The organism is Thalassotalea mangrovi, from assembly GCF_005116735.1.
Classification (GTDB): Bacteria; Pseudomonadota; Gammaproteobacteria; order Enterobacterales; family Alteromonadaceae; genus Thalassotalea_A; species Thalassotalea_A mangrovi.
Genome location: NZ_SWDB01000033.1, coordinates 1 through 21,075 on the forward strand (window position 1 = coordinate 1; position 21,075 = coordinate 21,075).

Annotated in this window: 15 protein-coding genes; 6 read left to right on the forward strand and 9 right to left on the reverse strand. The window is 45.6% G+C overall.

Features of this window, described 5'->3' with window-relative positions; translation table 11 throughout:
• Positions 1 to 358, forward strand: a 358-nt coding sequence (locus E8M12_RS13630) for a hypothetical protein (RefSeq protein WP_211245048.1), incomplete at its 5' end; no start/stop codon positions are given.
• An 83-nt stretch (positions 359 to 441) separates the two neighbouring features.
• A complete protein-coding gene (locus E8M12_RS13635) occupies positions 442 to 1,119 on the forward strand; it encodes a PH domain-containing protein (protein ID WP_136736819.1) in 678 nt (225 codons plus the stop codon).
• 1,002 nt (positions 1,120 to 2,121) lie between these two features.
• On the opposite strand, the gene E8M12_RS13640 is transcribed toward E8M12_RS13635, so the two are convergent.
• Positions 2,122 to 5,889 carry a S8 family serine peptidase gene (locus E8M12_RS13640; protein ID WP_136736820.1) on the reverse strand — a complete coding sequence of 1,256 codons (3,768 nt, stop codon included), beginning with the start codon at positions 5,887 to 5,889 and terminating at the stop codon, positions 2,122 to 2,124.
• 421 nt (positions 5,890 to 6,310) lie between these two features.
• Between E8M12_RS13640 and E8M12_RS13645 the strand changes: the two genes are divergently transcribed.
• A complete protein-coding gene (locus tag E8M12_RS13645) occupies positions 6,311 to 6,892 on the forward strand; it encodes a HutD/Ves family protein (protein WP_136736821.1) in 582 nt (193 codons plus the stop codon).
• Positions 6,893 to 7,255: 363 nt separating this feature from the next.
• The gene (locus tag E8M12_RS13650) at positions 7,256 to 7,957 is read left to right on the forward strand and encodes a PEP-CTERM sorting domain-containing protein (protein ID WP_169303146.1); all 702 of its coding nucleotides are present in this window, start codon (positions 7,256 to 7,258) and stop codon (positions 7,955 to 7,957) included.
• A 109-nt stretch (positions 7,958 to 8,066) separates the two neighbouring features.
• Here E8M12_RS13650 and E8M12_RS13655 read toward each other — a convergent pair whose 3' ends face one another.
• The gene (locus E8M12_RS13655; protein ID WP_136736823.1) at positions 8,067 to 8,339 is read right to left on the reverse strand and encodes a DUF4242 domain-containing protein; all 273 of its coding nucleotides are present in this window, start codon (positions 8,337 to 8,339) and stop codon (positions 8,067 to 8,069) included.
• Positions 8,340 to 8,494: 155 nt separating this feature from the next.
• A complete protein-coding gene (locus E8M12_RS13660; protein WP_136736824.1) occupies positions 8,495 to 9,292 on the reverse strand; it encodes a 3-hydroxybutyrate dehydrogenase in 798 nt (265 codons plus the stop codon).
• 162 nt (positions 9,293 to 9,454) lie between these two features.
• On the opposite strand from E8M12_RS13660, the gene E8M12_RS13665 reads away from it, so the two are divergent.
• Entirely contained in the window at positions 9,455 to 10,756 is a 1,302-nt protein-coding gene (locus E8M12_RS13665; RefSeq protein WP_136736825.1) for a GntP family permease, read from the forward strand.
• Positions 10,757 to 10,834: 78 nt separating this feature from the next.
• On the opposite strand, the gene E8M12_RS13670 is transcribed toward E8M12_RS13665, so the two are convergent.
• The 6 genes from E8M12_RS13670 to E8M12_RS13695 form a co-directional block, all read right to left on the reverse strand.
• Positions 10,835 to 12,388 (reverse strand): AbgT family transporter, encoded by a 1,554-nt coding sequence (locus E8M12_RS13670; protein WP_136736826.1) that lies wholly within the window; start codon positions 12,386 to 12,388, stop codon positions 10,835 to 10,837.
• Between the two features lie 337 nt (positions 12,389 to 12,725).
• A complete protein-coding gene (gene gdhA, locus E8M12_RS13675; RefSeq protein WP_136736827.1) occupies positions 12,726 to 14,045 on the reverse strand; it encodes an NADP-specific glutamate dehydrogenase in 1,320 nt (439 codons plus the stop codon).
• 384 nt (positions 14,046 to 14,429) lie between these two features.
• On the reverse strand, positions 14,430 to 15,395 hold the full coding sequence (locus E8M12_RS13680; protein WP_136736828.1) for a glycoside hydrolase family 43 protein: 966 nt from the start codon (positions 15,393 to 15,395) through the stop codon (positions 14,430 to 14,432).
• 29 nt (positions 15,396 to 15,424) lie between these two features.
• Entirely contained in the window at positions 15,425 to 16,408 is a 984-nt protein-coding gene (locus E8M12_RS13685) for a glycoside hydrolase family 43 protein (RefSeq protein WP_136736829.1), read from the reverse strand.
• Between the two features lie 62 nt (positions 16,409 to 16,470).
• Positions 16,471 to 18,420 (reverse strand): family 43 glycosylhydrolase, encoded by a 1,950-nt coding sequence (locus E8M12_RS13690; RefSeq protein WP_246034151.1) that lies wholly within the window; start codon positions 18,418 to 18,420, stop codon positions 16,471 to 16,473.
• 16 nt (positions 18,421 to 18,436) lie between these two features.
• Positions 18,437 to 19,450, reverse strand: a complete 1,014-nt coding sequence (locus tag E8M12_RS13695) for an arabinan endo-1,5-alpha-L-arabinosidase (RefSeq protein WP_246034152.1) — start codon at positions 19,448 to 19,450, stop codon at positions 18,437 to 18,439.
• Positions 19,451 to 19,664: 214 nt separating this feature from the next.
• Between E8M12_RS13695 and E8M12_RS13700 the strand changes: the two genes are divergently transcribed.
• Positions 19,665 to 21,074 carry an MFS transporter gene (locus E8M12_RS13700; protein ID WP_136736871.1) on the forward strand — a complete coding sequence of 470 codons (1,410 nt, stop codon included), beginning with the start codon at positions 19,665 to 19,667 and terminating at the stop codon, positions 21,072 to 21,074.
• The last annotated feature ends 1 nt before the right edge of the window (position 21,075 follow it).

A 21,075-nucleotide genomic window follows, 5' to 3' on the forward strand; every position in this document is an offset into this window, starting at 1 on the left:
CCGCTCATATGCACCTCTCTTTTTAGTCATTTTATCTAACTTAGAGGTGTCTAGGGAACTAGTGGCGATTCAAACTTACCTGGATTCTCAATTCCAGCAAGAGCAATCAGGCACTAAACTCGCTAAAGATCTTAGAACAGGAGCGGTTCAATTAACCACGGAACAACTTGCTGACTTAATGGAAGTCAGAAGCGCGCGTACATTGGAAATCCACATTCCCAAGCTATTTGTTAACATTTCCACTGTAATTGTTCTGAGTATGCCGTTAATTTATCTATTTGGTTACTTGGCTGGGCGAAGAAACTATAAGAAACGAAGTCTTGAAAAAACTTTGCTGAAAGCCGAAGGGCAGGATTGAGCGATCTACAGTCGTAGCGAGCATGGCAGGGAAAACGTGCAGACATATCTACATATCGAAAGGTTAGCCAAGATAGGAAATCCATGATTCCAGATTATTCAAAATACTCAATTCATGAGTTAAGGGAAGTTTGCGCCAATATCAATAACCACAAATATCCTGAAAGATATGAGGCAGCAAAACTTCACTTGGAATCGAAGCTTTTTATCGAAAGTCAAAGACTTATTAACCAGGAAAAGTCCTATAATAAACAAGCCTCTGAAACCCTACACGTATCTAGTAAAGCTCACCTTCAAGAATTCTTTCCTACTGCAATTACGTTAATTTTGGGTCTTTCCATTTGGGCACACTTTTCAATCCAGCAAGGCCAAGGATGGACAGGGGCTCATAGTATTCTTATTTTAATTTGGTTTGCATTAGCTTTGATCCCCCAACTAATACTTCACGCTAGGTATTCAATAATTAATAATGCTTTTCACATACAGCAGATTGGGACATCTATTTCGATATCATCGAAAACTTTAACTCGTAGCTTCAATTGGGCAGATATAGAGAAGATTGATATATATGCCCCAAGCAGCAAAAGTTTTGGATTTATTAGATTTATACCTTCTGAAAATTACTCATATGGAAAAATCCGCGTTAAGGGTGAGAAAGAAGAAGTGACTATTACAAGTCTATTGGATCAAGAGTTACTTTGGTTACGTTGTCTGAAACCCAGCGTAACAGAACGCCATTGGAGAATGATTTGTCTCGTGTAAGAGTCGCATGAATAATAATGCGCTTTGTTGTAAGATATTTGGTTCATAATATCAGTACATCTGCAGTAGAGTCTTAAACCCCTAGATGACCTTATATTAGAAGTTTCTAAAGGACCGAGTTTGGCACATCAGAGACGTTCGGCTGCTGGCTAAGATTCCCTGTAGTATCAGGGAATGACTCAAGGGCTTTTGCTTTTAACTCGAAGCGACGCTGTTTGTCGCGTGCTCGGAACAATCTTTGATTGTGTGCTCGGAGTGGCATTTTCTGCCCCGTTCTCGGAGTATCGTTTACGATACGTACTCAGGGAGTTTCAACTCCCGCCTTTGGCACTTAAGAGACATTCGGCTCCAGCTAAGATTCCCTGTACTATCAGGGAAAGACTCAAGGTTTTTGCTTTTCACTCGAAGCGACGTTTTATGTCGCGTACCCGAAACAATCTTTGATTGTGTGCCCGAAGTGACGTTTTACGTCACGTACTCGGAGTATCGTTTACGATACGTACTCGGAGTATCGTTTACGATACGTACTCAGGGAGTTTCAACTCCCGCTTTAGGCACAAAGCTTCCGTTCAGTCTTGACTAAGATTCCCTGTCGTAGCAGGGAATGACTCAAGGTTTTTTGCGTTTTCTTCCACCGAAAATTGCTCCTCGATAACTGCTCCTGCGTTATTCTACCTGCGCACATCCGTGTACTTGTGCATTTTCGGCATACCGGCCAATCCATGGCCATAACCAGCGCAGCTTACCTCACTCGGAGGGACGTTTTTTGTCGCGGGTACAGAATTTCAGTTCCAGACAAATTCCGCATACCAACATCCCTGTCGGCAGCTAGGAACAATCTTCGATTGTGTGCTCGGAGTGGCGTTTTCTGCCACGTGCCAGGAGTATCGTCTACGATACGTGCTAGATGTTTTTCACCTTACAAAAAAAGGCCACATGCGACGTGTATCACATGCGGCCTGATTAATTTTGACAGATGTTTTTGCTAACTAATCTAACAAACTATTTCAACATATAAGCGCGTAATGTTGTCTGTTCGCTGGTACTTGACTGCGTATCAGCAACCTCAATCCTCAGGTGAACAAACTCTCCGGCGGCAGCGTCATTTGGAACAATCGCGAACCAGTCGTCGCCAACTTGCTCAATTTGCGCATCCTGCCAGTTATCCGGGCTGAACTTTTGGAACACAGGGCAATAGGAATACCCATATGCACCATCCAGCATGCATTCCTGACCATAACCATATTGCAGGCGAACGCTTGTTAACGGTACAGCTCCTAACGTATCCACCATACCGGTGATTTTGATGCGCGCTGCCTGTCCTGCACTCATCGCATTATCGATATCAACTGGTACATCAACGACCGGCACTAACAGGCGCTGCGCTCCCTGAATGCTGGCATCGGTATTAAAATGGAAAATTCCCTGATAATACGAGCCTAATTTATCATTAACCGGCGAGCGTTCACCAACACCGCGAGCGGTGTATCGTACTTCCAAACGCACATCAGAAACGTTATCCGGAACGCTCAGCATACCCTGGTCAAGATAGTGAACTTCACCATTTAGCTGGATACCATAGGCGGTCGAACCATTATAGCCGCCGATACCATCGTGACCGGATGAATCACCGAACGCCGGAAATTTAAAGGTCAGCACATTAGTATCACGATATGCGATTGGCGTACCATTGGATAACAAGGATGCACCGCGAGGACCTTTAAACCACTCGGTTTGCTCATTCGCTCCGGCAGTCATAAGACGCAAGCCATCAAAATAAGCCCCATCCGATTGAATGCGGAAATTCGGCATGACCACATTGGTCCAGGCGTTTTTAGGCGTTGCCGTGTAGTACTCTTTACGCTGCATCGGTAACATCATCAGTTGCGAACTACCGGTAGAGTAAAATTCACCGCTGCTGTTGGTCATTGCCATCACATCGGTCCATGCCGGACGCTCGTCATTCTGCGCATGATACTTGGCATCAATCGTGTGCAGATCTTTATCGTGAACACGAATCAAACCGCCATCGCTATGACCATCAGTAATATGATGCAGGGAATAGGCGTATGGAGAGCGTTCTAATGCAGTACCAGACCAACGGATTGTGTCGTTGCCGGCGATAATTTCTGCGGCCAGCAATTCCCCTTCTTCAGCACTTAAACCGACAACCGGGATCTTCGGGGTGCCGTGAATGCTGGTTTTATAACGACCAGACGTTCCTGGACGATAAAACAGGACACCAATAGCCCCTTGATTCATCACATTTTGTACCATGTAAGACGTCACATAATAAGGGTGTGCAATTAACGCGATTTTGCCTTCTAATTCAAATTGACTCCAATCGGTCGCATAACCCGCATCACCGACATTGACCACCTGAGCACTGCCCTCGCCATGGAAAGTCAAAGCGAGACTTTGACGAACCGGGTCAAGCTCCTGGCCATTGGCCATGAATAGTCGAGATTGCGGCGCATAAGCACGGGTCGTTACGAAAGAGCGGAATCTGTCATCGTGACCTTGTGACCAGAGATACATGTCTTTCACATAATCTGGTGCCAGGTCAACGGCCGCCAGTTTAGCGACTTTATTATCATCCAGGGCGTAGGTAAAACCAAAGGCATAGCCCTGGGTTGAAATCGGCTGGTCGGTTTTAAACTCAACTTTCTGCGCAGTTCTGGCATCAAATTCAAGATAAGTATCCGATTCAATTTTTTTGTTCAGGTATGCCATTTGCGCGGCAGATTCAACCAGGCCACCAAAATCTGAATCGTTATCATAGGTCATAATATTGCTGACAACCGTGTAATCACCTTTTGGTAATGACACCTGTGCCTGACCGTTTTTCAACGTGACCGCCTGGCCCCAGTCATCCTCGTCATTGACAATAAATGCTCGCGATGGTGATGTTGCCGGCTTACCGCGCATGTCAATCGCGTTAATGGTCAGTTCCACCTGCGGTGCCTGGATCCAGAACGACACCGGAACACTTAAACGTTGTTCGCCGTTGGCGGTGCTGGTACCAATAATACGGCCGGTGATGGTGCCATAGGCAGAATTTCTCAGGGCAACACCCGGATCAACCCATACCGGTAAATCGATACTGCCGTTTGCAGGGATCACCACATTATGAGTGTCCAGGCCTGCGATGGTAGCAGGTAACTGAGTATTACCATCTTCACCGATAAAATCGACTTTCAATTTCAGGCTAATCTCTTCATCACTCAGGTTTTGTAAGGAAACGTCGCGATAGATTCGCTGATTGTCGAGACCATATGGGAAGATCCCCAACTCCTGGTTCGCCTGGCCAACTACTGCTTGGATCATCGCCTGGTTAACGTCCATTGGACCAGCGCCCTGTTCGAGAACATGGGAGTCATTATTCACAGCCGATGAAGTCAGCACACTTTTCACTTGTTGCGGACTAAGTTCCGGGCGTGCCTGCATCAATAACGCTGCACCGCCTGCAACATGAGGTGATGCCATCGACGTTCCGGACAGGCTACGATATGCCGTTCCGGCATTACCACCTGATGCGCCAGCGACCACATTTACCCCCTGGGAGGCGATGTCAGGCTTGGCAGAGTGACCATCGGGAGACGGACCACGAGACGAAAATGATGCCGTGTTATTGTCACGATCAATGGCACCAACGGTTAATGCGCTCGGTGCACAACCCGGAGAGCCAACGGTTTGGCGAGTGAAACTATTACCGGCGGCGATAACAAATAATGCCTGGTTGCGATACGCTTCAATCAGGTCAACCATAGGGCCACCACAATAGGTCGCGGTGCCACCTAATGACATATTAATGATGTCAGCGCCATTATCGACGGCCCACTGCATGCCGCTTAAAATACCATAAGTGGAACCGCCGCCGGTATTGCCAAGAACTTTACCCACTAACAGATTTGCACCTGGAGCCATACCAACCCACTTGCCGTCGGATTCCTGACCCGTTCCAGCCACCGTGGCTGCAACATGGGTACCATGACCGTTTAAATCATCAACACCATTACGTGACCAGGTAAAATCTTTCGATGCAACTACCTGCCCATTTAGGTCGCTGTGTTCAATATCGTAACCGGTATCAAGAACCGCCACAGTTACGCCTTCACCATTAAAAGGTGAAGCATAATTACCATAGGCACCGGTCAGAGGAACGGTGGTAGTCAGGGTCTCTGCCGCGGACGCTTTATAAGCGTGAACCATTGCGTCTAACCATACTCCCTCAACCTTACCGTCAGCGGTGAGTTTTGCGAAGACTTCTGCAGCCTTATCTTTTTGAATACCAAAAGCTGCAACATCAATAATTTCAACTTCTCCAATCAGCTCAGTACCCGCTAAAACATGTGGTGTGGCTGCGCCGGCCAGGGTGCCATCGCTATACTCAATAAGCACTGGCAAATTAGGCGTGGAAGCATCATCATAGCCAGATTGATGCAATTTACTGATATTAAACAGCTCTAAATCAATGGCTTGGGCATCAACCAGGGCTTTGGCTTTTTCCGGCACCAAATAGATGTCACTGCCTCGTTTAAAAATGCTGGTGATTAGCTCTTGATCATCAGCAGACAATAAACGGATGCCGGCTAGCGAACCGTCATTTTTAACAACGGCGGATACCTTATCACCAGTGATAAGCGTGAATTCTACGGCTTTACTTTGTTGTTCAGTCAACGCCGGATCAGCAAATGCTGATAAGCTGGTCGAGCATAGTGCAAACAGACATGCGGTCGATAACCGACTCGGTCGAAAGAATTGCTTCATAAAAATTCCTCATAAATTGGGGCAGAATCTCGTTCAAAAGCGCTACGCAGCTCACTGCACAGCTCAGGAAGAGCAATCAAAAGTGGTACGGGAAAGACCACCCCATGATTATTATTGCGCCAGTTATCTGGCGTGTGGGGGAGATTGAATATAACTAAAATTAATCAATTAGGAACGCAAATCGGGACAAAGTTGTGTAGCATTTTGTACACTTCATCCCTTTGCTCACTCCTGGCAACGGTGGATTTACCAGCTCGCCTGATAACGATTTTAAGTATTGGTATCCGGCTACCGATCTCAGGTTTCTCGTCTCTCGTCTCTCGTCTCTCGTCTCTCAAAAACTTACGTCGTTCTCAGGCTGGCGAAAACAAGTAAACCTATTTATCATTAGCCGCTTAGTTAACGCAATCTGAGAATAACCATGCCCTATACGATTATCTCACCATCAATGTTTAAAACCGTTCCCTGGAAAAACGGTAAAGGTTCGACCGTAGAAATCGCCATCAATGATGGCGCAACGTTAGATAAATTTGACTGGCGTTTAAGCATGGCCGACGTAACGGAGAATGGGCAGTTTTCGGACTTTTCCGGGTACCAGAGAAACTTGATTCTGATTAAAGGTAATGGATTAACCCTGACTCATAACGAGCAGCGAGTTGATAATCTTGACCAGCACCTGGCATTTGCCACCTTTGATGGAGCCAGTAAAACCGTATCAACATTACTTGACGGACCCATTACCGATTTCAATTTAATCACCGCATCGGGTGCGTATTCAGCGGACGTTGCAACCTATGCAGAACAAAGCAGCATCGAAAAAAACGTCAGTGATATCCACTTTATTTATGGGTTAAGCGACTCTCTCAAAGTCAGCATTGGCAGCGAATCGGAACAGTTAGAGCTGCAACCCCGGCATTTAATGCAGGTTACTGGAGCCAAAGGCGAAAAGCTCACCGTTTCAGGATCGGACTTCATTGTTATCGGCTTAACAGGGAATGGTTGATAAGCGGTAAGCTGTAAGCGGTAAGCTGTAAGCTGTAAGCTGTAAGTGTTTGATCTTGGCCCGGATAATCAGTCTGTATTGTCTATTAAAAAGCGTCAGATTACTTTACGCAACAAATTAGTATCTTTTTAACTTATTGATATATAGGAAAATATAACTTGGAATACGAATTGCTTAGTAAATGCTAATGATTTGTATGGGTTTGCTGAATAAGTCCCTGGTTGTTCATTGTTCATTGTTCATTTTAACTAATGTATGCCGAGAATCGTTATGAACCAACCCAGCTCAAATACTCTTTTGACGAGTTTAAAATACCTGATTGTTACAATAATGCTATTACTGCCTTCGCTTTCGAACGCTCAATTGATTGAAGCAGACGCCTTCGAAGCGGGCGACAATAAAGCGTTTACGTTAAGTTTTCCCCGTTACAACCTGATCTGGATGGACGCATCAGAACTGCTGAATCTGGACAAAAGTGAAGTACAGGCCTTGTTGGACGGCGGCCTGGCTGCGCAGGGTTGGCGAATGCCAACATTAAGTGAAACGCAACGAATTTTCGCCTTTATGTATACCAACAGGTTTGAAACCGACACTAGTCGCGAATTTCCACTAATATGTATTCCCGAAGCGTCCTGTACTTTCGTTTATTCTGATAGCGACAACGGTTCAATTTGGCCAACATTTCAATCGAAAATCGGACTTAACGAGGTAATTGATGAATACTTTGCTCATACGTTTTTTATTTCCCGTCGAAGTCTGGACTATCTTGCATTTCATCTAAGCTTCAATAATTTTTTACCGGGCTTTGACGATCCCAGATACCCTGAAGAATTGCATTTTGATGACTTTTATTACCATTTATTTACTTACACGGCACCGGTATTTATATCCGAAGACTATTATGCCGAGGAAATCGACGACTACCCGATCCCATTTTCATTTATGCTAGTGAAAGATGTACAACGATCCCGAAATAATGACATTCCGGTACCAGAGCCTGCTACAGCCGCATTGCTTTTGATAGCGAGCATCTGTTGTTTTAGTCGCATAAAATCAATTAGATAGTACAATATGCGAGACAAAAAGAACGGCCGAATCTGTCTGGTAAGCACACAGCATAGTTTATAAAACTGGGACTATGCTGTGTGAGAAATTTTCCGGCTAAAAGATAAGGTTATTCCGACGTAGTAGGATCAATAATACCGCGAACTTCAGAAATGGAGTTTGCCGGGAACCCCCCCTGCTCCGCATGTTGCTTAATTAAGTCTTCATTATCCGCAATATAGATACAATAAACTTTGTCATCGGTCACATAGCTTTGCACCCACTGGATTTGCGGCCCCATGTTCTGTAAAACACCGCAGGACTTTTGTGATACACCCTGTAAATCCGCTTGTGATAAAGAACCCGCTCCTGGTATTTCCCGTTCAATTACGTATTTTGGCATGTCGGTCTCCAATTAATTTGAGTTAGCTTTCCTTTGCAGTTACATATCAAAATGGATATAAAACAAAGGGATAAAGAGGCAATGTTAAATTTAGTCGGTTACTGATGATATTTCCAAAACAAAGGTTAAAGTTTTTTGCGATACATCAATGTTCGTTATTGTGCGGTCCAGGCACCATCCATAGGTAACGAAGCGCCACTAATTGTCCTCGCAGCATCCGAACATAAAAACAAGATGAACTCACCGATTTGTGAAGGGTTCATCATTTCCGGAACCGGTTGCTTAGTACTGACAATTTCCCGCTTTGCCTGCTCGAAAGGAATGTTTTTCCTGTCGGCAAATTCCTGAATCTGATTAGACAGTATCGGGGTATCAACCCAGCCAGGGCAGATCGCATTAACCGTGATCCCCTGATCAGCATTTTCTAACGCGGCGACTTTGGTCAAGCCAACAATGCCATGTTTTGCCGCGCAATATGCCGACTTTTTCACGGATGCAACCAGGCCATGAACTGAGGCAATGTTAATGATACGACCCCATCCCTTTTTCTTCATTGCTGGTATCGCCTTTTGCATAGCAAAGAAAGCCGCTGATAAGTTAATCGCGATGATCGCGTGCCACTGGCTAGCAGGAAAGGTATCAATTTCTTCGGTATGCTGGATGCCAGCATTGTTTACCAGGATATCGATACTCCCCATGTCAGCAACCGACCGCTCCATCAACCGGTTGATTTGTTCGACACAGGTCAGGTCCGCATCATCAAATAATGCCCGAACTTTGTACTGTTGGATAAATTGCTGAGCCAGTTGTTGGCCTTCGGCTTCTGACATTAACCCGTGTAAAACAATATCGGCACCATTACTGGCAAGTACGTGTGCGGTTGCCAATCCAATACCACTGGTGGAGCCAGTGATTAGCGCGACTTTCCCCCGAAGAGGTTGATGATCTTGCATATAATTCCCTGTGATTTGTTATAAGCCTAATCTGATTCAGGATTAAACTAATGAACAAAAATCAAGGCGGCTACTGTACTATAGTACTATGCCCACATAGCTTTAGCTTGGCGCAGAATTGCGTGATAATAAAATGATAATAATAAGAAGAAAGGAACATCTATGCTGAGTTTTATCGGACTGATTGCCGGCCTGGCAGTACTGATCGTACTGACGATTCGCGGTTGGAGTCTATTTATCACTGCACCTCTGTGTGCTCTGGGTGTGGCACTGACCAGTGACCTTGCCATCTTTCCTGTTAATGCCGATTTAAATTTTATTAATGCCTACATGCAGGGCTTTTCCGGATTTATCGCTGCCTGGTTTTTTATGTTTTTCCTCGGTTCACTATTCGGAAAATTCATGGAAGACACCGGCGCCGCTGACAGTGTGGCGCGATGGATCGTTGACAAATTAGGGATGAAGCATGCGGTTGCCGCTGTGGTCCTGGCTTGCGCGGTATTGACGTACGGTGGTGTCAGTGTGTTTGTCGTTGCTTTTTCCGTATACCCGATGGCGTTAAGCCTGTTTAAAGATGCCAACTTGCCGCGCCGTTTTATCCCGGCAGCACTCGCCTTTGGCTCGGTGACTTTTACCATGACTTCTGCCGGCTCGCCGGAGATTCAAAACTGGATCCCAATAAAATACCTGGGTACCTCTCCCTATGCTGGCTGGGAAGTAAGTTTGGTAGTTGCTATTTTTATGGCGTCATTCGGTTTTTGGTGGCTGAAACGGATGATCGGCAAAGCTGTTGCTAATGGCGAAGTATTTGATGCACGGGCAGACGATCCGGAAATTCCCGAACGAGATTACCCTCATCCAGTCACCGGCGTCATTCCATTGCTGGTTGTATTGGCCTGTTCATTCTTGTTGCACGAACAGTTACAGCAATCGGCATTGATTGTTGCGTTACTGGCCGGGGTTATCAGCATATTGGTGATTAACTATAAACACTTTCACAATATCAATCATGCGGTAACTGAAGGGACAAGTGGCGCCCTAATCGCGCTTGGCAACACAGCAGCGGTTGTTGGCTTTGGTTCTGTAGCCAAGTCAACTGAGGCCTTTCAGGTAGCGGTAAACTTTATGACTCAGCTGCCCGGAAATGAATTAATCGGGGCTGCGGTGGCGGTTAGTGTGATCGCCGGATTAACCGGCTCTGCATCAGGGGGTCAGGCTATCGCCCTGCCATTACTGGCGCCTCATTATATGGATCAAGGTGTTGAACCCGATGAATTACATCGCATCGTTGCTATCTCATCTGGCGCTTTAGATTCCCTGCCCCACAATGGTTATGTGGTAACCACCATCAGGGCCATTTGTAAGGAGACCCATGCCAATGCCTATTGGGCCGTTGGGGCATTGACGGTAGTGATCCCGGTCATCGGGGTGATATTAGCTATCACTTTGTTTAACTGGTTCTAGGTCAAACAAACAACAAAAAGCGCCGCAGGGATAACCGAGCGGCGCTTTTTTCTTCAGGCTATTAAATTCTACCTGCGATTAATTGACCATATATTCATAAGACGCTTGCAGTCCTAAAGGCAGGCCCAGCGCCCAGTAAGCCATCAAGAATAATGTCCAGATAATCAAAAAGCTAATTGAGAACGGCAACATCATTGCGGTTAAGGTACCAATCCCGGCACTGGTAACATAACGCTGACAAAATACCACAACTAATGGAAAGTATGGCATTAACGGCGTAATGATATTGGTACTGGAATCACCAATTCGATAGGCTGCCTGGGCCAGATCCGGAGAGATCCCCAGTTGCATCAACATAGGAATAAAAATAGGCGCCAACAACGCCCATTTTGCCGACGCTGAACCGACAAATAAATTAATAAACCCGGTTAGAATAATGATACCGGTGATAGTGATTCCCGCGGGTAACGCCATCGCTTTTAATGCTGCCGCGCCTTCCACTGCCAGCAAAATTCCCAGGTTTGATTGACCAAACGCATAAATAAACTGGGCAATGAAAAACATGATCACCAGGTAATAGCCCATGCTGGACATCGCCTTAGACATGCCTTCAATGAAAGTTTTCGAAGAATTGATCTTACCGATGATAATGCCATACACCAAACCCGGGATCAGGAACAGTAGGAAAATCAATGGCACGATAGACTTCATTAATGGCGCCGCGAAGGCCGTTAACGTGCCGTCATCAGCACGCCAGGATGAACTGGCTGGATACGCGGTTACGAATAAAATGGCTAGTCCGATAACCACTGAAACCATCGCCCAGCGCAATGCTTTGCGCTCGTTATCCTGCAAAGGTTCCATCGTCGGTAAATCGGATAAATCGCCATCCAGCTCATTTTTGGCAAGCTTCGGCTCAACGATTTTGTCGGTGATAAACCAACCCAACGCAGTAACCACCAAAGCTGAAGCCGTTGTGAAGTAATAATTATTTAACGGATTAAGGACGATGTTCGGGTCTAGTAATTGCGCGCCTGCCTGAGAAATCCCCTGCAACATTGGATCTAGCGCTGATGGCACAAAGTTGGCAGAAAAACCACCGGAAACACCAGCGAACGCTGCCGCAATACCGGCTAACGGATGCCGTCCCGCAGCATAAAAGATAACCCCACCGAGTGGAATGACCAGCACGTAACCTGCATCAACCGCGGAATGACTGACAATGCCTACCAAAATAACCATAGGCGTCAGTAACCAGGTTGCGGTCTTTGCCATAATCGCCCGCAGGCCAGCATTGATAAAACCACTGTATTCGGCGACGCCGATACCTAACATGGCTACCAGTACCACACCAACCGGATGAAAATGAGAAAAGTTGGTCACCATGGAAGAAAAGAAAGCGGCCAGCGCGTCACCGGTCAATTGGTTATTAATCAGCAAGGCTTCGCCAGTTCTCGGATCGATGGCGTCAAAGTTGATACCCGACAGCGCCCAGGACAAAAGCCAGACGATAAATAGCAATGAAATAAATAATGCGGCAGGATCGGGTAGTTTATTGCCAACAACCTCCACCCGGTCAAGGCACCGTTGTACTAACGACGGTTGCGGCAAAGAGACTTGCACGTCACTCATGGTTACTTCCTTATTGTTATTGTTTTATTGATACCTATCAGCATTGAGGACTGTTAAGTTAGCGATCTTTTTATCGACATTTATTCGTATAAAATCGCTTGAACATCATCCGTATATTTTCATATTCACGGATTCGAAAACGCTCGCAAAACATTCTGAACAGATCCCATATCAATGCCAATTGATATTAGAAGGTTTCATACTAACCAAGTTTTAACCTTTGCTCAATTTCCCATCTTATTCTGTCGAAGAACTGCGCATTGATAATGAGCGCAATGCATCGATGTGAACCATATTAAATCAGCAGCCAAGACTATTGCATACCTTATTCAGCAGTTTAAATACCCTGTAATATCCTTGCCTGAACCAGTCGATTGAATGCAAAACTATTTGCCCCTTGCAGGTAATCGTTGCTTCCGTCAGACAGACAGTTATCGTGAATCTCATACATGGTTTCCTTTAAGCGCTGTTCCAGTTCTTCAAAAGAATGCGAACTAAACGACGCATTTTGTCCCATTTCGAATAACGAGACCGCTACCCCGCCAGCATTCACTGCTTTGGCCGGAGCGAAGGTTACCCGGGATTCACGAAAACATTTGATGGCCTCAGCATCACACGGCATATTGGCTCCTTCAAAAATCCATTGCACCTTATTTTCAATGAGCTGTATGGCATCATCACCAGTTAGTTCATTCTGGGTTGCGCAGGGAATCGCAATGTCGCAAGCGATTTGCCACGGCTTTTTATCTTGTTGCCAGTTAAGATTATGCTCATTGGCAAAGGCTTCAAGATTGGGAGAGTGTTGCGCCTGTAACAATTGTTCCAGCTGCGATTCATTGAGTCCCTTGTCGGTGTGCAAGCAGCCTTTACTGTTTGACAGGGTGAGCACTTTGGCGCCAAGCGCTATCGCCTTTTGCGCGGCATGCAATGCCACATTTCCCGCCCCGGAGATGCAAATCGTTTTGTCCTGTAAGGATGAACCCTGGGTTTGCAATGCGCGTTCGGCAAAAAACAAAACGCCATATCCGGTTGATTCAATTCTCGCCGGACTGCCACCAAACTCGGTATCCTTGCCAGTTATGACGCCGGTAAATTGATTCTGCAGGCGACGAAAGCGGCCAAACAAGAATCCGATTTCACGGGTGCCAACGTTAATGTCGCCTGCAGGGACATCGGTATTCGGACCTATATGGCGAAATAATTCATCCATAAACGCCTGGCAGAAGCGCATGATTTCCCGCTCTGACTTACCTTTAGGATCGAAATTAGAACCACCTTTCGCCCCGCCAATAGAAAGCCCGGTCAGTGCATTTTTAAAGGTTTGTTCCAGGGCAAGGAATTTGAGTACAGACTCAGTGACCGTAGGATGAAAACGCAGGCCGCCCTTGTACGGCCCAATTAAATTAGAGTGTTGCACACGCCAGCCCTGATTAACCTGCACATTACCGTCATCATCTACCCAGGGAACCTTAAAACTAATCACCCGATCCGGTAACAACAGGCGCTCAAGAACGTTATCACCAACAAAACGCTCGTTTAATGACCGTTCCAGTTGGCTGTAATCCACCAATTCTTCTATGGCTTGCAGATATTCTTGTTCGCCTTCGTAATTATGTTTTAACTTTTCTACCACTTGTTTGGCGTATTTTGACCTCATCTATCGCGCTCTCTCTACCTCATAACATCTAATCACGCTTTACGGTGATCACTGGCTCGGGTTAATTAGGCAATTGCTACTCTTGCGTTAAAGCCTAATTAATTGCGAACAACTCAGTACCGTAATAGCCATAAAACTATTAGTGTAGCTGTTGGCAGCAAATGTGATTGAACCAGGTAAGGGTCAATTCTGATTCTTAAGGATTGAGCGCGGTGAAAAATGTAATGCCAAGTTTAGCGGGTATGACTTTAATCCAAAGCGATAGATTACTGGTTTGATTGAACGTAAGACAGAAACTGCCCAGACAAATAGAATTATTGGTCCGATACCTGCCCGCCGAACAGGTGTGGCAGGCAGATGACTTTGAGGGTAACCGTTTAAAGATTATCGAGCCGGTTCGGTAATGCCTTCACTGGTCATAATAATCCGTTTTATGGTGCCATCAACATTATATTCCAGTTTATCAACAGCGACAGAGCGTCGATAACGTCCACCCGCACCTATGGCAGAATCGTGCTGAATAGCACTATTGTGATAAATGAAGTAATCCTTATTTTTAAATTCAATAATGGATTGGTGATTGGTTTCACTATTACCGGCAAGCTCATTTAACAAGCCTTTATATTGCCAAGGGCCGTGAATACTTTTACTCATTGCATAATGAATGGTTTCAGGAAAACCACTGGCATAGGATAAATAATAGTATTCTCCTTTTTTATGTAACCACAGTGCTTCGGTAAAGTTCGGCAAGTCCAATACTTTTATCTCACCGTCAAGTTCGATCATATTGTCTTTTAGCTTCACATATTTAGGAACCAGGTTGCCGAAAAACATGTAGGCATCACCATTTTCTTCGATGTAAACCGCCGGATCGATATCATCCCAGTCATTGTCAGTCTGGGTCGTCATATCATTGGTCAGCAATGCACTACCACGAGCGTCCTTAAATGGCCCATATGGAGAATCAGCCACCGCTACTCCGATGGCAAACCCGGGTTTTTCGCTATTGTGGTATACCGAGGTATAAAAATAAAATTTGCCATCTCGTTCGATCATATGGGCTGCCCAGGCGTGTTTTTCGGCCCATTTAAAATCCGTGACTTTCATTATCGGCCCGTGGTGTTGCCAGTTCACCATATCGGTAGAACTAAACAATAACCAATCGTTCATCTTGTAAAACGTATTATCGGTATCCTCATCATGACCTGTGTATAAAAATACCGTATCCTGATAAACGATAGCTGCAGGATCTGCGGTAAACATTTTATCAGTAATTGGATTCTTAGCGAGGCTGGGAACACTCCAGGTTAAACTGCTGGCAAGCAGCATCATTATTGTTTTTTTCATCATTAACTCATTCTCTTTCGCCTGTTGCGCGTTTAATTAACCGGCTCAGTGATTCCCCGGCTGGTCATAACCACAGGTTTTAATGTACCATCTTGTCGATATTCCAACTTATCGATGGCCACAGCTCGGCGGAATTCGCCACCTATGCCAATTGGCGAATTATGTTGCATCGCACCGGTGTGATAAATAAAGAAGTCATTGCCTTTGAATTCAATAATCGATTGATGATTGGTGTTACTGTTGCCCGCCACTTCATTGAGCAGCCCTTTGTACTCCCAGGGACCATGAATGCTTTTACTCATCGCGTAATGAATCGTTTCCGGCAAGCCACTGGCATAACTTAAATAGTAATTATCGCCTTTTTTATGGACCCACAGGGCTTCGGTAAAGTTGGGTATATCAATGACCTTGATGTCGCCATCCAACTCAACCATATTGTCCTTCAGCTTCACGTATTTGGGCACCGAATTGCCGAAGAACATATAGGCATCGCCATTATCTTCAATGAAAATTGCGGGATCGATATCATCCCAGTGAATCGGACTATGGTCGGTCATATCATTGGTGAGCAACGCACTACCGCGAGCATCTTTAAATGGTCCGGTTGGACTATCCGCAACAGCAACACCGATGGCAAAACCTGGCTTTTCACCGCCAGCGTAATAAACCGAGGTGTAGAAATAGAACTTGCCATCACGTTCAATCATATGCGCAGCCCAGGCTGAATTCTCCGCCCAGGCAAAGTCACTCACCTTTAAAATCGGGCCATGAGACTTCCAGTTGACCATGTCCTGGGAAGAAAACAGTAACCAGTCATTCATCACAAAGCCCGGTTTTCCGGGCAATTGCTCATCATGCCCGGTATACAAATACACGGTATCCTGATGGACGATTGCAGCAGGATCAGCGGTAAACACCGAGTCAATGATCGGGTTTTTCGCCAGGCTCGTCAGTGGTTGACAGGTAACGGCCAGGGTAAAGCCTGATAGCATTAATTTATTTATCAATTTTTTCATTATTCACATAACCTGAAATCGCTGAGCCGGTTATGGCTCAGCGATTGTTTCGTTAAATTAGATTAATTGGCAACGCGTAGATAGAAGTGTTGATCGATGGTGTCTTTCCATACTTGATCAAACGCATTCGCACCATTGTCGATCAACTTTTTATTGTCGATGGTCAACGCACCACCCTGGCGGTTGACTAAACGCACAGTACCCTGAGGTAAAAACTCGATTCGCCACTGAGTGAAATCCGCTGCACAGGAACTCACCACCAGATTTCCAGCAACGGCTACCTGCTCGCCAGTTTCAATGGCCAGACATTGCTGCGCATTGTTTGCTAAGTGGAAGCGATAATAACCATTATCTGTGGCTTGAACCTGCCATTTCTGACAGGCTGAGTCGGTGTAGGCTTGTTGCATGACGTTTGTCTGTTGCTGCGCACTACACATTTCTGCAGAGATAACTTTACCACTGTGGGCATTAACCACAGCAAGGCTGGACACAGGTTCAATGCGCCATTCGCTACAGTTTTCCACACGTTTTTCACCAGTCACCACCGACGAGCCCTGAGTTGACGCACAGCTATCTACCTGCAGATAGTTAATGGAATGTTCATTGCTTACACTAAACCAACCATCGCGGGATGCATCAATGCTAAAGCGCTGACACCTTGATGACTGCCAGGCTTCTGCCGCCATCCCATTTGCGGTTCCTGCACTGCAGTTTTGTTCGGTCAGAAACGAACCAAATTCAGCATTGGCAATACGATAAAGTCCATCATTGGCTGGATCGATAACCCACTGACTGGCGCTTGCTGCACAGGAATCAATACTCACACCACCTTCATTATTTGCTAATAAACATAGGTTGGCGTTTTTGTTAACGATTTGGTATTTCACGCCTTGTACATCTGCGAATAACGGTCCCTGTTCACCACTTGGTACCGGAAGTTGCTGTTTGTCGGGCATCGGTTCACCAAAATTTGGCAGGCCTTGTTTTGCACCTTCGCTGTGCCAGCTAAAAGGTTGCGCACGTGCTGAGCGGGTGCCGCTGCAACCATCCGTTGGTGATGAGTTTCCATGATATATCAACCACTCTTCACTGCCATCCGGTGACGTGAAGAATCCATGGTGCCCCGGTCCGTATACGCCATTACCTTTGGAAAAGAACGGCTCGCTGTATTTGGTCCAGGACTCGGCTTTTAACGGATTGTCGCCAGTTAACTCCACCACTGCCAATTTATAGTCTGGGGTATTACAGAAACTTGCCGAATGAACAAGAAACGTCCGGCCATTGTGCTTAATAATTTCTGGTCCTTCGTTGACTCGCAAACCCGACGTTTCCCAGTCGTGCTCAGGCTTGGTGATCACCACCCGCTCGCCTTCTAAGGTCCAGGGATTGGTCATCTTGGAAATCAGGTTAACCTGATCCTCGCCGTGCCATTCGGACCAGAGAAAGTACAGCTCGTCGTTGTGTTGAAAATAACTGCCATCAATGTTCCAGTGTCCTTTCATCGGCGTATCTTTGTACTGATACGGCCCCATCGGGTCGCTACCTTCACTTTCAAGAATATGGTTTTTCTGCTCGTGATAACTGTTACCTTCAACGCCCGCAGTGTAGATCACATACCAGCGAATCCCCTGCTCTGTTTCAAAAGGGAAAAATTCAAATGCCCAGAAATTACAGCATCTGCTTGGGTCATCCCCAGTCCAGATATTATGAGCCGGAGCGTCCGCTAGCCCGGCAATGGTCGGCGACTTGCGCATAACCAGTTCGGATGCCCAGGTCGTAGTCGTTAAGTAATAATTGCCCTGGTAATAGTGCATCCAGGGATCCGCACCGTTTCTAAACAATGGATTGGCGAACGTGTCACTGGCGATTTGCAAGGCGTCATCACCCGCCGCCATTCTGGTGTTTTCTGCGCTGTTGCCTTGATATTGCTGGCAAGCTGATAAACTTGCTATCCCTGCCGCAAGCGCCAGGCTCCCGGATAATTTAATGATTTTATTAAAATATTTCTTCATGTAAAAACTCATAATGTTATTTTTTTGTGGTTCTCAATGCACTGCGATAGGTATCCAAAACTTTCGGATCGATACTGGGCCAGTGATCATCAGTCCAGGATATTTCCGCAATTTTCAATTTCTGTAGACCTTGATCGGCAGATTCGTAGGCATGAAATACCAGATAATCTTTGCCGTTAAATTGGTAAGCGCTGTTATGGCCAAGACCTGGCCAGGCTTTTGTTCCTTTTAACAAAACACTGCCACCGCCGTTGGCCAGATCCTTTCCTTGTTTGTCCAGATAAGGTCCCGTCACACGTTTGGATCGCCCCATGGCAATATGATATGTACTGTCATCACCGCGACAACAGAGGCCATATGAAACGAAAAGATAATAGTATTCACCTTTTTGATAAATGAATGGCGCCTCGATTTGCGCGGCACCGGGTTCAGCCTCATTGGTAAACGGTTCACGAGATAATTTGGCGATCGTTGCCCACTGCTCAGGTTGTGCCAGGGAAACTAAGTCGTCGGCCAATTGCACCATTTTCAATCCACCCCAGAAAGAACCAAAACTCATCCAGGGTGTACCCTTTTTATCAAAGATTATTGCCGGGTCAATGGCATTAAATGAGTCTCGGTGAGGAATTGACTGCAGGATCATGCCTTTATCCTGCCAATGATAATCCTCAGATCGGGTATCCAGGGTCTTATTAACCGCGACTCCCATGGCCGAGGTGTTTTTCCCGAACGCCGAAACGGAATAGTAAAGATAAAACAAGCCGTTATGTTCTATGATATCTGGCGCCCATAAATGACCGTTAAAACCTGGTGCAACACTTCTTGCCCAATCAGGCTCAGTTGCAAAAGCTCGATCGGAGTAATCCCAGTGAATCATGTCATCGGATTTATAAATGGTGATGCCTGGTCCGGTGCTGAACAGGTAATAGGTATCCCCCTCCTGAATCATCACCGGATCGTGAATATCTAATTGCGGAAATTGCTGTGCCCAACAACCGCCAGAAAAACCAGCAAGCGCTATAGACAGCAATACGGCTCTTATTTTTATTGCTTTTTTTAACAACGAAATCAAATTAAACTCCCCCTCGATTTTCGTAAAAAATTTCAACTATCGCCATAAGTACTATTGTATGATGATTAATGCTAACATAAAATAATCGGCAAACGGTACTTTCAATTTTAGTCAGTGATCGATTTTGCAGACATGAATGACAGATGTATTAAAAATAGAAAAAGGTTTACCTATGTCTTCACATAAACTTTCAGTATTAGAAAAAGTTGGTTTTGGCGCCGGAGACATGGCTGTCAATGTAGTGATTTCAGCGATGATGCTGATAATCACCTTTTTTTATACGGACATATTTGGGCTCAAACCGAGCGATTTAGCCATATTATTTTTATCGGTTCGCCTAATTGATGCGATAACCGATCCCATTATGGGAATAGTCACCGACCGCTATACCACTCGTTGGGGCCGTTATCGTCCTTACTTCTTATTTATGGCAATTCCATTCGCTATTTCAGTTTTTCTGACTTTCAGCACGCCAGACTGGGACTATAACAGTAAATTAGTATGGGCTTATGCGACATACATTCTGGTGACCATCATGTTTACCATAGTCACCATCCCCTATATCTCCATTATCGGAGTATTAACCGATTGCCCGAAAGAACGTCTTTCCGCCAATGGCTATCGATTGTTCTTTGCTAAAATTGCTGCCTTCCTGGTTACCATCGTAGTCCCCATGCTTGCCCAATATTGGGGTGGCGAAGAGAATATCGCCGCCGGATATCAATTTGCCATGGGGTTAATGGCAATACTGGCAGCATTCTTGTTTATTTTTTGCTTTTTTACCACTACCGAACGCATCGAACATCAGGTAGAAACCAAACCCTTTTTAACCCAGTTACAACTTCTGTTACGCAATGACCAATGGTTGGTATTAGTGACCATCTGCGTAATCGGCACCATCGGATACGTAATCAGAGGTTCGGTCGCAGCTTATTACGCAAAATATTACCTCGGTGGCGATGCCACCCTATTGTCGAGTTTCCTGGCCACCGGGGTGGCAGCAGCTATCGTTGCTATGGTCGTATCTACCTGGATTACTAAACACTACTGCAAAATTAATTTGTTCCGCTACAGCCAGATTCTTGTTGGTATTATCAGTGTCGCCATGTACTACCTGGTGCAACCGGGTGATGTGATGCTGGCTTTCCTGTTTTATTTCACCCTGTCATTTGTGGTTGACTTGCATGCACCAATATTTTGGTCGGTGATCTCTGAATCTGTCGATTATGGCACGTTAAAAACCGGTCAACGAGTATCAGGGCTCGCATACGGCGGCATTTCATTTGCCCAGAAAGCCGGCATGGGCCTGGCCGGGTTTATTGTTGGTCAACTACTGACCTACTTTAATTATCAGGCCGATCAGGTACAGAGCGACTTTACCCTGACAGGTATTGCGCTGATGTTGTGTATTATCCCTGGAGTATTCCACACCCTGATGGGGGTAATGATGTTCAAATATCGGATTACCAACAATGTGTACGAAAATATTAAACAGGACTTAGCCAAAGGCCAACAACAACCCAATGACAGCGTGACGTTGCAAGTCAAAGCTGACGATTCAGCAGCATCAACAGCCGTTTAAC